The sequence below is a fragment of the Tenuifilum sp. genome (assembly GCF_037481895.1).
Lineage (GTDB): Bacteria > Bacteroidota > Bacteroidia > Bacteroidales > Tenuifilaceae > Tenuifilum > Tenuifilum osseticum.
Genome location: NZ_JBBFKU010000028.1, coordinates 1 through 14,446, shown reverse-complemented (window position 1 = coordinate 14,446; position 14,446 = coordinate 1). Strand labels below are relative to the sequence as shown.

Annotated in this window: 7 protein-coding genes; 2 read left to right on the top strand and 5 right to left on the bottom strand. The window is 41.1% G+C overall.

The features are described 5' to 3' along the window. Window position 1: 1 nt before the first annotated feature. On the top strand, window positions 2–2,281 hold the full coding sequence (locus tag WHS63_RS09290) for a tetratricopeptide repeat protein (protein ID WP_445204870.1): 2,280 nt from the start codon (window positions 2–4) through the stop codon (window positions 2,279–2,281). Between the two features lie 53 nt (window positions 2,282–2,334). Here WHS63_RS09290 and WHS63_RS09285 read toward each other — a convergent pair whose 3' ends face one another. From WHS63_RS09285 to WHS63_RS09265, 5 genes are all read right to left on the bottom strand, one after another. Further along, window positions 2,335–4,569: a TonB-dependent receptor gene (locus tag WHS63_RS09285; protein ID WP_445204869.1), complete on the bottom strand. Its 2,235-nt coding sequence runs from the start codon at window positions 4,567–4,569 to the stop codon at window positions 2,335–2,337. A gap of 209 nt (window positions 4,570–4,778) precedes the next feature. Beyond that, complete coding sequence (locus WHS63_RS09280; RefSeq protein WP_369489772.1) at window positions 4,779–5,102, bottom strand: hypothetical protein; 324 nt, start codon at window positions 5,100–5,102, stop codon at window positions 4,779–4,781. A gap of 51 nt (window positions 5,103–5,153) precedes the next feature. Beyond that, entirely contained in the window at window positions 5,154–6,266 is a 1,113-nt protein-coding gene (locus tag WHS63_RS09275) for an efflux RND transporter periplasmic adaptor subunit (protein WP_445204868.1), read from the bottom strand. A 43-nt stretch (window positions 6,267–6,309) separates the two neighbouring features. Further along, window positions 6,310–9,456: an efflux RND transporter permease subunit gene (locus tag WHS63_RS09270; RefSeq protein WP_445204867.1), complete on the bottom strand. Its 3,147-nt coding sequence runs from the start codon at window positions 9,454–9,456 to the stop codon at window positions 6,310–6,312. Window positions 9,457–9,523: 67 nt separating this feature from the next. Then, a complete protein-coding gene (locus tag WHS63_RS09265; protein ID WP_445204866.1) occupies window positions 9,524–12,697 on the bottom strand; it encodes a two-component regulator propeller domain-containing protein in 3,174 nt (1,057 codons plus the stop codon). Between the two features lie 123 nt (window positions 12,698–12,820). Here WHS63_RS09265 and mnmA point away from each other — a divergent pair, with 123 nt between their 5' ends. After that, a complete protein-coding gene (mnmA, locus tag WHS63_RS09260; RefSeq protein ID WP_445204865.1) occupies window positions 12,821–13,996 on the top strand; it encodes a tRNA 2-thiouridine(34) synthase MnmA in 1,176 nt (391 codons plus the stop codon). Window positions 13,997–14,446: the final 450 nt, after the last annotated feature.

The window sequence follows — 14,446 nt, the reverse complement described above, 5'->3', positions numbered from 1 at the left end:
TATGCGCAGCTTTAGGTTTTGCCTCTTGAACATGCTTATTGCTACTTACTTTTCAGCTGTAAGTTACGGCCAGGATTGGAATGCAATTTTCACTCTGGAAACCGATGCTGAATACTACATGGCTGAGGGAAACTTTTCTAAGGCAGCCGATACCTATGTAAAAGCCCTAAAAAAATTTCCTGAAAGTGCCAACCTTAAATTTAAAATAGGATACTGCTTGCTCAAAACCCCCGACAGAAAATCGGAAGCCATTAGCTACCTTGAAGAGGCTGTAATGAAAATTTCGGATAAATATGATGCTAAATCGCTAAAGGAGCCCAACGCACCCCCCGAAGCCCTTTATCAGCTTGGTATGTCATACATGTATCAAAATGATTTTGACAATGCGCTAAAATCGTTCAGAGAGTATCAGGGTTACATTAAACCTAAAGATGAACAGGCCAAACTCATGGCCGAGCATGCAATAGCAAGCTGCGAGAATGCAAAGAAATTTCAAAAAAGCCCAATAGGCATTAAATACAACCGGTTAGGTCCTGATTTCAATAATGAAAACGACAACTTTAATGCTGTGGTATCGGGCGATGGTAGCACGCTTGCTTACACTACCCGCACCTCCACAGGGAATAAAATATTTGTTGCCAAAAAAGGGGAGGATGGCTTGTGGGCTAAACCGGTTGATATAACCCGCAACCTGGGTAGTAAAAACCTGACCACATCATACCTATCGTATGAGGGAACTGAACTTTACCTCATAGAGAATGACCCTAGAAATTCGGAAATTGTAGTAAGTTTTTTACAGAAACGAAAATGGTCATCGCCCGTAAAGGCGGCCAAACCCATTAACTCAAAGTTCAACGAAACCCATGTTTGCGTTACCCGCGATGGGAATACCGTCTACTTTACTAGCGACCGCAAGGGCGGTCAGGGTGGATACGACATATGGGTTTCAACAATCAATAACGGCAGATGGAGCGACCCCATAAACCTTGGCCCCAACGTTAACACCCCTTTCGATGAGGCAACCCCATTCCTCTCACCCGATGAAAAGTATCTTTTTTTCAGCTCACAGGGGCACAATACCATGGGCGGATTCGATGTGTTTTTTACCAACCTACAAGGAAGTCCTAATGTTAAGAATGCAGGGTATCCTTTAAATACTACCGACGACGAAATCTTTTACTTTCCAACCAGCTTATCATCGGGTTATATTGCAAAATTCAGTCCCGATGGTTTTGGGAAACTTGACATTGCCGAGGTTGAAATAATTCCCATGGTTGATGTTAAGCTTAACCTCATGCTTGCCGACAATGCTCCTCTGGATAAATACTACAACGTTAACGTTACAAATAATTCTACTGGTGAGGTAGTAGAAAAACAGTCAGTAAAAGGTAAAACACAGCTTAGCCTAAAGGTAAAACCCGGCGATTATACTGTAACTGCACAGGGCGAAGGCTTTGAGGAAACTAAAACCCCACTTAGTATTCCAGCCAAGCCCGATAAATCGGAATACCAGGCAAGCCTAATGTTAAACCCGAGAGTAGTTCAGCAGCCCGTTGCCCAGCTTGACCCCCCCAAGGAAGAACCTAAGCCCGAAGTAAAACCTGAGGTAAAACCAGAACCCAAGCCTGAAGTAAAACCCGAGGCTAGAGCTACCGATAAACCTAAGGCTGTTGAACCCGAACCCCAAAAAGAACCGGTTGTAAAGCAAACCCCAAAAAAGGAAACAAAAGCTGAAGTTGAAAAGCCAAAGCCTGAACCAAAGCCTGCTAAGGCTTTGCCCCCAACCCCTCCCCCAACAGCAGCGCCAACACCCAGAATGGACTTCAATAAAACCTCAGCAACAAGAACTCTGGCAAAACCAACATACTCTGTGCAATTAATGGCCTCACTATATCCAGTTGACTATAATTACTTTAAGCTCGACAGCATTAGCGTAACCATTTCGCCCGATGGTTACTATAGGTATAGTGTAGGAAATACTGATAATATCAAAGAGATTGAAGAACTACAGCAGAAGGTTCGTGCTCACGGCTATAGCAACGTTTGGGTAAGAATAAATCGGGAACATCCGGGATATACCATTCAATTCCTAGCATTACAGAAGCCTAAAAGCATAAAGCAGTTTACTGAATTTTCCGATGTAATGGTTTACCGTGGACACGATGGAGTGTATCGTTACTGTGTTGGAAAGTATTCCACACCCGAAGAAGCCTCTTCGGACCTAGCCAAGATTACTGGATTAGGCTATTCAGGGGCATTTGTCCGTGAACTAGGGAAATAAAAGTTCGGGGAGAAAGTATTAAGGCTGCCTAAATATTAGGCAGCCTTTATTATTTAACGAATTGAGGCCCGAAATGGAATTCGCAATGATAATGAAATATTTCGACCAGGATTATAAAGATCAACCTCCTTTAATGTTGACAAGTGATCAACATACTTTTTATCGAGTAAATTTTGAACTGTTAAGTTTACTTCAAGAGGTTGATTGCCCAACCTAAAACTACTCCCCATTGATAAGTTAACTAGTATATAATCTGGCGTAACTGTTTCATCTGGATCTATATTATTTTGGGCAAACGCATAGTTCATTGCTATCAGCAAGTATGGTTTACTTCCTAAACCAAACTTCTTTCCCATAAAACCAGTCTCAAAAGTTAGCTTATTAGCTGGAATAAAAGGGAGGTATTCTCCATTACGTTTCTTGCCAATCACCATAGAATAATTAGTTTTAAAATGGAGCCACTGAACCGATTTGGGGTGAAAATGAAGACCTAATTCACCTCCATACAAGTAAGCATCATCCTGCGAATACCGATACTCTGGTAAGCCTCCGTTCAATGCACCAGTGGGAGCAATGTAAATGTAATTTCCTATTGTATTAACAAAACCAGCAACATCAACTAAAAAGTTATCATTGTGATAATGAGCACTGACATCGTACTCAACAGATTTCTCAGGTTTAAGAGAAATGTTGCCAACTTCGTAGCGACCCTCATGGGGACCTTTTGATGTAAGTTCTGCTAGGTTTGGATTTCGGTAAGCAGCAGCGCCATTTGCTCGTATTAAAAAGTATTCATTTAATCTATAGGTTGCGCCAACAGAACCAGTAATATTATTATACTTTCTATCTACACTTGCTCTATACTCAGGTTCACTTGGAATACCAACCTCATTGGATTTAATTTGCTTTGCATCAAACCTCAATCCGGCTTGAAATCGAAACCTAGTAAATGAACGTTGTGCTAATCCAAAGATTGAGTATCCTGAACTAAATGCATTGGGAAGAAGTATGGTTTCGCGGTTATTGATGTTTCTATTCCATTGGTTTACACCCTGTGCACCTAAAATGTAATCGTTGCCTGGCTTTGAAGGAAACAATACCTTAGCCTCGTAAATTAAAGTTGTTAGACGCATTTGTAATTCGTACTCATTTGGGTTACCTATATGGGCAAGTTCGGTTGATTGCAACGAAGTATTAAAATCGACCTTTGTTTTACCCAAAAAGATTTTGGACTGCTGGGAAACCAAATGGGTACCAAACTGCTGGTAATAAACTGAGGGTTTTCGTCCCCGACTGGCAATTAAATCAATGGCTTCCTCTTCCACCAGTCCTAGCTTTTGCATGTTGTAGTCATAATAAATGTTTGTTGACAACATTTTGCCATTAAAACCTCCATTGAGTTTAACCGAATGCTCATAAAATCTGGAGTTTGGAACAAACTCTCCCCCACCCTGCAGGTAATCGGAATGAGTTTTTTGACCTACCCGTATTCCTCCATGAAACTGAACATCAGAAACTTTGAATCCTAAATTATTGACCATACCCAAAGAATTTGAGAATAGTTGCAAGTTATAGTCTCCCTCCAGCTTTCCAACAGCAGCAGGTCGCTCTTTAATAAAGTTAAGTACCCCACCTATGGCATCGGAACCAAAAAGTAGTGAGGCTGGTCCTTTTATGACCTCAACCGTCTCAATACCAAACTCATCGATTCCTAATGGGTGATGGTTTGAATACTGATAATTTTCGAATCGAACGCCATTGTTGAGCACCAAAACATCGTTCATGGATAGACCCCTGATAACGGGTTTAGTAACACCATTCCCTTTACTTATCATGTCGATTCCAGGCACCGTAGTAAGCATCTCCATAAAATTCGGCGATTTCATCAAGTGATGCTCATTTAACCTCAGAACTTCAATCTTAACTGCATTCTGGTGCTGTGTTGTACTATATCCAGAGGATACAACCACCCCTTCGGTCTCAATACTTGCAGGAGTAAGAACAACATCTAATTCGAATTGTGCCCCCCCTAAAATAACCGGTACAATTTGATTAGCATATCCAATATACGAAATCTGAATATCAAACTTCCCGTTTGGTAAACCCGTAAGTTCAAATTCTCCGCTTGAATTTGTTGAGGTACCTTTTACTAACATCGGAATAAAAACATTTGCTCCCTCAAGGGGAACCTTGTTCTCATTGTATACTATTCCTCTTACAATATTTTGCGCCAAAACATTATTTCCAAGGACAAATAATAATATAATAAGTAACTTTATTAATCTCATGTCAAAATAGTTTTACTAGTTTATTTATTTACTTCTTTAAACTAAACAACTTTTAAACTGGCATGATACCGGTATATCAATTAGATTATATAAATACTTCATATGCGATTACAACATAACAATCAATGTTATATCATAATACATCCAATACAGGTAATCATTGATTACTTGCTTAAATTATAACCCCAATATGTTAAAATGAAAGATTACTAGAAGATATTAAATGGTGGCGCACGTATTTTTATTAATTCAAAACTATCAATACCAACATTGGGTGCTATTAAATCCGATATTTCTGAACTAATATTTAAATAAATCTCAACCTTAGGTAAAACAACTTGAGGGTCAAAAGCTATTAACTCATACTGAAAAACTAAACATTTATCGTGGTAATGAGTAATATTTATTGATGAATTATGGTGCTCATTTTCATGGTTATGATGATGAAATAGTGAATCGCCTATCTTTGAAACAATAGGTAGCAGAAAAAGTGTCAGAAGAATAAGGGAATGTTTTGTATTGCCCTTTTTCATTAAATAGATATATTTATCTTAAAACCTACCAAAAATCGATTTGTTCAATTACTATTCCTCAACAGTAAGCTCATTACCGCCTTTTACAAGCACATTTGAAAGGGTTGAATCAAATACTTGAACAATGGTGTCCTGAATTAACCCAACCTGTATAGGAACTTTTTTAAAAAAGTAGCTTAGTGAATCGCTCCCATTCAGGGTGTAAACCATATGCCCAGTCTCAATTTCATGCAATGCTGTTCTTGGCAGTGCCCAGCCCTCAATAAAATTGGTGAAAACCTTAGCTGAAACCCTTGTGCCACTTATCAAAACTAAATTTGCAGGTAAACTTATGGATGCAAAACACTCAACAGCCTTATTTTCAGTGTTGGCATCGAGCCCAACAGAAATAACGCTTCCATAAGCCTTTCCACCTCCAGGCAAACTAATTTCAACTTTTTGTCCGGGTTTTATTGAGTTCACTTGGTTCAGAAAAATAAAAAACTTTAATAGTAAGCTTTGGGTATTAATTACTTCGGCCAAGGGCTCATAGGTTGTTACGGGCTTACCAATTGATGTTTCTACCCTAGCAACTGTGCCCTCAATAGGGGAAACCAGGTATGCCTCGTTTGAAAATTCTCCTTTAATTATTTCATCTGGATTTAGCCCTAACTTACCAAGCAAAATCCGGTGGGAGTGTAGCTTGGCATCAAGAATTCGGTATTCGCTTTCGGCTTGCAAGAGTTCTTTATGCGAGGCTATTCCCTCCTTTGATAGTTGTGATATCCTTTCAAAATTAGCCTTTGCTATTCTATGCTGATTGTAGGTTTCAACAAACAAGGTTTGAGTATTTAAAATCTCAGGTCCGTCTATTGCAATAAGCGCTTGACCCTTCTTTACTACTGACGATGGGACTACTTTCACAGACTTAATCAATCCACCAATGGGTGAGGTAACGTAAGCTTTGGCATTGGGGCTTGGTTCAATAACCCCTTGAACGGCAATTTCGCTGGCAAATTTTACCATTGTAGGATTACCAATTGCCATATTCATTGCTTTAAACTGCTCAACAGAAATTTCAACCAAGCTATCGGTTGGCTGATTTTCATTGCTTTTATTATTTTTTCCAGAGCAAGACAGTAGCAATACTCCAACAGTTATAAATAATAAAATATTAATCTTCATAATACCTCAACTTAAAAACATTTAACTTTTAAACCTTACATAGTTACTTGCGAAAAAGAGTCCAAAACTTTACTCCATTAAAACGTTCAAATACTGCGTAAAGTAGTGGAAGCGCTATCATGGTAAGTAAAGTAGAAGTAATGAGTCCACCTATTACAACCGATGCAAGGGGGCGTTGCACCTCGGCACCAGCCGATGTAGATATAGCCATGGGCAAAAAGCCCATAGCCGCAGCCGAAGCGGTAAGCAAAACGGGTCTTAACCTATCGCGGGTTGCTCTCATTATGCGTTCCCTCAAATTTTCTACTCCCTCATCTTTTAGCTCCTTAAGATGTTCAATCAGCACTATTCCGTTAAGAACTGCAACCCCAAAGAGTGCAATAAAACCAACCGCAGCCGAAATGCTAAAGGGCATTCCCCTAAACCATAGCATCAATATTCCGCCTATTACAGAAAGGGGCACCGCGGTATATACCAAGATAGCATCCTTAAGCGATTGAAAAGCAAAGTGAAGGAAAATAAAAATTAAAGCCAAGGCTACCGGAACAGCCACTAACAATCGCTTGCGAGCATTTCGAAGATTCTCAAACTGACCGCCATACTCAACATAATAACCAGCAGGCAACCTAAGCTTACTGTCGAGAATTTTCTGTATGTCATTAACAACCGATTCCAGGTCGCGATTACGAACATTAACACTTACTACAACCCTGCGATGAGTATTATCGCGGGAAATTTTTGCGGGGCCCTTGGAATATTCAACTTGAGCCAGTTCACCCAAAGGCACTAATCCCCCACCAGGAACCGATACCAAAAGATTTTTTACATTGTCAATATCATATCTATAGCTATCGGCTAACCTAACTACCAAATCAAAACGCTTTTCGCCCTCAAAAATATTACCAGCTGTTGCCCCTGCAAATGCTGCCGAAACCACTTTGTTAAGCTCTGCAACCGATATACCATAAACCGAAAGTTTATCGCGATTATACCTGATGCTAATTTGGGGTAAGCCTGCAGTTTTATCCATTATGATATCGGCAGCCCCGGGTACACCATCAATAAGTTTTGTAACCTCAATTGCTTTGGTATTAAGCACACCCAAATCCTCGCCAAAAATTTTTATAGCCAAGTCAGCTCTAACACCTGTTATTAACTCATTAAAGCGCATCTCAATGGGCTGGGTAAACTCATACTCTACATTTGGGATTACCGAGAGTGCCTCCTTAAACCGGTTAGCAAGTTCCTCCTTGCTTTTAGCGCTAACCCAATACTTTTTGGGTTTAAGTTTGATTATCATATCAATTTCTTCCATCGACATGGGGTCGGTGGGCACCTCGGCTGCACCAATTCTACTCACAATCTTATCGACCTCAGGAAATTTCTCAATCAGAATCTTTTCCATCATGGTGGTTAGCTCTGTGGTTCGGGTTAATGAGGTTCCCGTTTTTAGCACAGGCTGAATAACAAAATCGCCCTCATCGAGTGTTGGAACAAACTCTGCACCAAGGCGGGTGAAAACCCAACCGGAAAAAAGCAACATGGCAAAGGCTAAACCCAACACCCATCGTTTATGATTATATGCCCATTCAATTACAGGTTTATAGGAGGAATGCAGCAACCACATAACCCATCGGGTAACAGCCCAATTACTTTTCTGCGGACGCAGAAAAAGGGATGCAGCCACGGGTAACCATGTAAACCCAAAAAACATAGCCCCTAGCAACGCAAAGCTAAACGACAAGGCCATTGGCCTGAACATCTTTCCTTCAACTCCTGCAAGCGAAAGGATTGGGATAAATACTATAAGAATGATGATTTGCCCAAATATTGCCGAGTTCATCATTTTTGATGCGCCCTGGAACGAGATGGTATCAAAAATTTTCTTACGCTCTGTGTTTTCAATACCAGTAATTTCATTGGACCTCAGCGTGAGCTTCATTACAATGAATTCAACAATAATTACAGCCCCATCTATAATAATTCCAAAGTCAAGCGCGCCAAGGCTCATCAGGTTGGCATCGATACCAAAGATATACATTGCTGATATGGTGAATAGCAATGCCAGTGGAATAAGCGATGAAATCACCAGTGCGGCCCTTAAATTCCCGAGTATCAGTAAAACCACCAGGAAAACTATCAAGCAGCCAAATATCAGGTTCTCAAGTATAGTGTTAGTAGTTTTTGAGATTAACTCGCTGCGTTCCACAATGGGGTTAATATAAACCCCCTCGGGTAAATGCTTTTGTACCTCGGCAACACGCTGCTTAACCGCTTCAATCACTTTATTAGAGTTAGCGTTTTTAAGCATCATTATTTGCCCCATAACCTTTTCGCCCTGACCATTTGCAGTAATGGCACCAAACCTGTTGGCATGCCCCTCCTGTACCTTTGCCACATCGGCAATACGAATTGCCACTCCATTGATTGTAGAAATTGGAATTTGCTCAATATCAGCAAGTGACTTCAGTAACCCCTCGCCGCGAACAAAGAAACTTTGATTATCGCGCTCAATGTAAGCACCACCGGCTACGCCGTTGTTTTGTTCCAAAGCGTTAAGAACATCAATAATAGACACTCCATACTGGGCTAGCTTTTGCGGATCGACAGCCACCTCATACTGTTTGAGGTATCCACCCCAGGTATTCACCTCAACAACACCAGGAATGCCGGATAGTTGACGTTTTACAAACCAATCCTGAATGGTTCTTAGGTCGGTGGTGGTGTACCAGGTCTCATATCCGGGCTTTACGTCGAGCACATACTGGTAAATCTCACCCAAACCGGTTGAGATTGGTCCCATGTCAGGTTCACCAAAGCCTTCCGGAATATTGGCTGCTGCTGCTTTAAGCTTTTCAGCTATTAACTGCCGGGGCAGGTAAGTTCCCAGATTCTCCTCAAACACAATGGTTACAACAGATAAGCCAAATTTTGAAATCGATCGTATCTCTTTCACTCCCGGAAGATTTGACATCTCGAGCTCAACCGGGTAGGTGATGAACTGCTCAACGTCCTGGGTCGATAGGTTTCGACTGGTGGTTATAACCTGAACCTGGTTATTGGTAATATCGGGAACTGCACCAACAGGGATTTGGGTTAAAGCATAAACACCAAATAGCGCTATGGTTAGAGTTAGTAAGATTATAATCAGCTTGCTGTTAATACTAAATCTAATAATCCTTTCAATCATATTAATAAATATATTAACTTATATAGATTAAACAATATATCTTTTAAAATGGTTCAAAAAGGCATTATTAAACCTTTATTCCCATAACTAGAACATCGTCAGTTTGCTCACTAAAACCTCGCCACTGATCAAAGGTAATGGATAGCAACTGCTCAATGTATGTATGGGGTTGCTGGTTGTTCTCAACCAGTAAACTCTTAAGACGTGCCGACGAGAATTTTTGTCCCGTTTCAGCCCCAAACTGATCGCAAAAGCCATCGGTGAATGCAAAAATCAGATCGTTCTTTGAGAGTTTTACCCGTTGATTATTGTAAACTACCTTTTCCTTATCCCACCCTATGCGGTAGATATCAGGTTTTAATTTTACCACCTCCCCACCGCTGATGTAGTAAAGGGGTAGCTTAGCTCCGCTAAAATCTAACTCCAATGTATGATGGTTGAAAATAGCCAAGGCTATCTCCATGCCATCGTGAATGCTTTTTTGCGACTGGGTAAAGAACTCAACAACGTGAGTGTTGGTAATGGTGAGAATCCGGGCGGGATTCTGATAATCACACTCCCTAACTGCATTCCTAAGAGCATTCTCGCAAATAACACTGACAATGGCACCGGGAACGCCATGCCCTGTACAATCGGCCACAGCAAAAACCGATACGTTTTTATTGTGACAAAACCAGTAAAAATCGCCACTAACAAAATCCTTGGGACGGTAAAAGATAAAGGCATCGTTAAAATATTTCTTAAAATCATCCACACTAGGCAACATTGATGTTTGTAAAAACTTTGCATACATAATACTATCCATTATCTGCCTGTTCTTATCATCAACAATATCGAGCTGTTCCCTAAGTTCAACGGTGCGCTGTTCAACCATAGCTTCAAGTTCCTCTTGCCTTTCCTTTAAATACTGTATCCTACGATTCACATACCAGTAAATTAACAACCCAATGGCAATGATTGATAAAAGCCTAAACCACCATGTTGCCCAGAACGGGGGAGCAATATATATTGGCATCGATATAACCTCGCCCGACCAAATGCCATCGCTATTGGCTGCTTTCAGGTGTAAACGATAAGTTTTCCCGGGCTGTAGGTTACTATAAACCGCCTGCCGGTTCTTGCTCTCAACCCAACTGTTATCCAAACCTTCCAAAAACCAGGCATACTTTACACCCTGTGGGTTTTTAAAGCTAACACCCGCAAATTCAAAGGTTAAATGGTTTTGCCAGTAACTAAGTTTTAGCTGTGAAGGGAGTCCGGTGAACTCATCAATGTCAGAGGCATAATCGGCCCAAGGGGTGGGTTGCGAGCGTAGGAGTAAATTGGTAATGCTCACCTTTGGGGGAATGTTATTAATTTTATCGAGGCTCTTCTGGTAATGGGCAAGTCCGCCGTTTGTGGCTATCCAAAAGCCATCATCTCCATCGGCTAACACGCCATTTAGGTTGATTTCTAAATCGGGCAAACCCTCGCTGGAGCCATAATGCCTCAAATCTATTTTTCCCTTGCTATACTCTGAGAGGCTAAGCCTATCCAATCCCAGGTTGGTTCCAATCCAAAGGTAATCGCTATCGGCATAGAGTACGTAAATCAGATTTGATGAAACACCATCGGTCTCCTTAATCTGCTTTATGTTTGAACCATCATAGTGAAAAACCCCGCTATTCCGTGTTCCAAACCATATGTCACCCTTAAAATCTTGTGCTATTGTTGATATTTCAGCGTTTTTATCGATACCAGTAAACTTAAAGGGTTTGTCGTTCTCAATAAAGAAAACACCGTTGAACCGAGTTCCTACCCACATTCGCTTTCTTAAAGTATCTATCTGTAACTTTTGGACAAAAACGCCTCCTGTATCGCTATCAAAAAGGGGGAAATGGCTGAAATGAATTCCATCATTTGCATAAAACAACCCCTTAGATGAGGCTACCCAAATCCTTTGTTGCCGGTCCTCGGCTATATCGTCAATTCTAACCCTATCATGTGGAAGCAATGGAAGCCTATTAAAGGAATAGCCTAAAGTGGAATTTACATAAGTTGCAAGGTTTAACCCGGCATTGCTTGTACCAACATAAATTTTCCTGCTGGACGATTCGAATATCTTGCCTACGTAGTTATCAGGAAGTCCATTTTTAGTGGAATACTGGTAAATCCTGGTAGGGCTAATAACTGATAAACCCTCACCAATGGTTCCTGCCCATAAAGTACCATCACTTACCCTGCAAATCCCCCATATTTTATTGCCAATTAAACCATCGTTGGCAGTAAGGCAGGTAAATGCTTCACCTTTTAGGATTGCGATGCCATTATTAGTTAAAATCCAAATGTTATACTCATGGTCAACGTATAGCTTTGAGGGGATATCGGGCAAGCCATTCTTAACACCTAACGTTCGGTTAAAACTTTCATCTTCAAGGTCAAAAGCATGGATTGAAACCTCATCAGACCCTTTAAGCTTTCCGTTACACCAAATCTTACTGCCAATACAAACAAGCTTTAAAATATCGATCCTACTGGCATACGGGTTATTTACTTTAACTGGTTTATCATCTACTAGCCTATATAGCCCATTACTGGTAGCCACAAAAACATCGCCATTTGCATTTTCACTACATGCATTAACATAAACCGAGGGTTCAAACGTTAAAGGGTTGAAGGATTCGTTATTCAACTTGTAAAGAGTTCCCTTATGCCCTACATATACCTTGTTTAAAGTGGATTGAAAAACAAAATCGGTTAAAGGCCTGTCCTGAAAGATAGGACTTAATGCAACGTTTAAGTTGACCGGTAGTGAGTACCGAATAATATCAAATTTTTCCTTGCTAAAAGCAACCCTGAACACACCCCTATTGCTTAAAACCCAAACCCCATTGCTTGATTTACCAAGTGAGGCAACTTCGCCAATTGTATCTTTGGAAATTGTTAAAATCCTATTACCCCTAACCATGTTTAATCCCAATGATGAGCTTGCCCAGATATTGCCTTCGGCATCAACAGCAACATCGGTTAAGCGGGTATAGTTGAGCCCGTCCCTTGTAGTCAGGTATTTAAACTCAAATCCATTGTAGTTACAAAGACCTCCTCCGGTTGACAACCATACTTTCCCCTGGGTATCCTGATCAATACCAGTAACCAAGGAATGCAGCAAGCCATTTTTTAGACCAATGATTTCAATATTGTATCGCTGTGCAAACGACACAACCGACAGGCTGAGTAGAGATAAAACTATTGTAAAACGCATTAAATGATAGGCTTAAAATTTAATCCATTAAATTTATGAAATTGAAGAATTTATTCCTATTACTTACATAAAAATCTGACTAAAAAATAGTAATTGCTAAATTTGCAGCACTAAACGAAGGAAATGGAAAGAGTTGTAGTAGGCCTTTCGGGTGGTGTAGATTCAAGCGTTGCCGCTTATCTATTAAAGCAGCAAGGCTACGAGGTTATTGGGATGTTCATGAAAAACTGGCACGATACCACGGGTGTACTTAAGGGCGATTGCCCTTTTGACGATGATAAACAATTTGCTGAGATGGTTGCCCGTAAACTTAATATCCCTTTTGAGTTTGTAGACCTCAGCGACCAGTACCGCCAGCGCGTAGTAGATTACATGTTCAGCGAGTATTCCAAGGGTCGCACACCAAACCCCGATGTACTTTGCAACAGGGAAATAAAGTTTGATGCTTTTTTGGAAGCAGCCTTAAAACTTGGTGCAAAGTATGTGGCAACCGGGCATTACTGCAGAAAAGATACTATCACAAAAGATAACACTACTCTGTACCGCTTACTTGCCGGAGTTGATCCCAATAAGGATCAAAGTTACTTTCTGTGCCAGCTAAACCAGCAACAGCTGAGTAAAGCGCTCTTTCCGATTGGTCATTTGCATAAGCCCGAGGTTAGGAAAATTGCAGCTGAACTTGGCCTTGCAACGGCAGAGCGGAAGGATTCGCAGGGAATATGCTTTGTAGGGAAGGTTGATTTGCCAGTGTTCCTGCAACAAAAGCTTAAAGCCAAAAAGGGGAAAATAGTTGAAATACCTGCCGAGTTTTACACCCGGTTGCCGAGTATTAATAGTAACGATTTAGCATCGCTCTCAAAACCATACGTCTATAAGTTTTCTGATGGCAAGGTGGTTGGCGAGCATCAGGGTGCTCACTTTTTTACTATTGGTCAGAGGAAAGGCTTGAATGTTGGCGGTAAGGCCGAACCCCTATTTGTTATAGCCACTGATATTGAGAATAACATTGTTTACGTTGGTATGGGGCAAAGCCACCCGGGGCTATACCGCTCCGGACTTTCCATGAACCCCAACGAGGTTCATTGGGTCCGCCCCGATTTAGCATTGCCCGCAGGGCAATCGTTGCAGGTTCTGGCTCGAATACGATACCGCCAACCCCTGCAGCAAGCCACCCTACATCACACCAATAATGCATACTACCTGATTTTTGATACCCCTCAACGAGGAGTAACAGCAGGGCAATTTGCAGCATGGTATATTGACGATGAGCTGATTGGCTCTGGGGTAATAGCGGAATAGTGGTTGAATATTTGACGAAATTTGATATATTTGTTCAAGGATTACCACAACCTAATAGTAAAAGCCTTGAACCGTCAACTTAGTTTCCTGATAGTAAATATTTTGCTGATAGTAAGTAGTTATACTTACTGTCAAAGTTCGCTTCTTATAAATAACTTTGAGAAAAAGGACTATCAGGCAGGAAATCAGAACTGGTCTATCATTGCTGGCGCGGACTTTTAGCCTGCGATAAATACTTCTTACGCTTTACTACCCTCGCTCCCGCTCGTTTTTAAACGCGTGCGGTATTCACAACTCTGCCCAACTGCTTTCAGTAAATGTAGTAAAAAATTCCCTGGTTCAGGCGGGTACAAAAAAAAATTTTTCCGGCTGTGGCGCAGCTGTTAGGCTTGGGCGGGTACCAATGAAAAAGCCCCGCGGGGTAATCCCGCGGGGCGTAAGGGGGGCGGC

Bases quoted from the DNA above. Each gene is read 5' to 3' on its own strand.
- WHS63_RS09290 (WP_445204870.1), top strand. From the start codon at position 2: ATGCGCAGCTTTAGGTTTTGCCTCTTGAACATGCTTATTGCTACTTAC.
- WHS63_RS09285 (WP_445204869.1), bottom strand. From the start codon at position 4,569: ATGAGATTAATAAAGTTACTTATTATATTATTATTTGTCCTTGGAAAT.
- WHS63_RS09280 (WP_369489772.1), bottom strand. From the start codon at position 5,102: ATGAAAAAGGGCAATACAAAACATTCCCTTATTCTTCTGACACTTTTT.
- WHS63_RS09275 (WP_445204868.1), bottom strand. From the start codon at position 6,266: ATGAAGATTAATATTTTATTATTTATAACTGTTGGAGTATTGCTACTG.
- WHS63_RS09270 (WP_445204867.1), bottom strand. From the start codon at position 9,456: ATGATTGAAAGGATTATTAGATTTAGTATTAACAGCAAGCTGATTATA.
- WHS63_RS09265 (WP_445204866.1), bottom strand. From the start codon at position 12,697: ATGCGTTTTACAATAGTTTTATCTCTACTCAGCCTGTCGGTTGTGTCG.
- mnmA (WP_445204865.1), top strand. From the start codon at position 12,821: ATGGAAAGAGTTGTAGTAGGCCTTTCGGGTGGTGTAGATTCAAGCGTT.